The sequence below is a fragment of the Vibrio sp. OPT46 genome, from assembly GCF_015163535.1.
In the GTDB taxonomy this organism is placed as follows: Bacteria; Pseudomonadota; Gammaproteobacteria; order Enterobacterales; family Vibrionaceae; genus Vibrio; species Vibrio alginolyticus.
This window is the reverse complement of sequence record NZ_JADDYG010000228.1, coordinates 1-635: the sequence shown is the minus strand read 5'-3', so window position 1 is coordinate 635 and position 635 is coordinate 1. Positions and strand designations below refer to the sequence as shown.

Genomic DNA, 635 nt, shown 5'->3' with positions numbered 1-635 from the left:
TCTTCTTCTCTTAATTATGTCGATGAGCCTATAGGAAAGAATGGGGCTGAAAATACTGGCGCTATTTTAGAATTTCGTGGAGGAGCCTGTGGTTCAATCAGGTTTGATTTCGCCCGTAAACCTACTGCTAGCTCATCAGTGGAGCAAAAGCTTGCATATTACTCGAACTACTACGGTACAGAGGCTACGTTCACTTTCATGTCAGAATTACACACGCTTGTATCGAGTATGTTATCGCGGCTGAAGAACGCAGATTTATCAAAATATGTAACGGCAATGCGAAGAAGTGATGACTCTTATTATCGTGAATATTTACTCAATGAATTAGGCTCTAAAGAGTTAGCTGAAAACCTATTCAAAGCGCACGTTGATTTAGCAATGTGTAAGTCTAAAGTTGTAGAGCGCGGTTATATGGGGGAGTTATCTCAGTCTTGGCAGGGTCAATATGAAGCAAGTCGCTGCGGTAGTTCTAAAGCGAATATCAGCATATCAGGCTCATCCTCGCTGGTCGAAGAGTTAACAGAAGGGGGCTGGATGATGGCTCCTCTAGCGTTTAGCCGTATGAATGGAATGATGCAATTAGCTTCATCTGGAGTAGGTTTTTCATTAGACAATGTAATGAGTACAAATATACC

General features: G+C 41.9%; 1 protein-coding gene. It reads left to right on the top strand.

Annotation, left to right across the window (positions count from 1 at the left end; all coding sequences use genetic code 11):
* On the top strand, positions 1-635 hold a 635-nt coding region (locus IQR33_RS09285), incomplete at both ends, for a hypothetical protein (protein ID WP_193843656.1).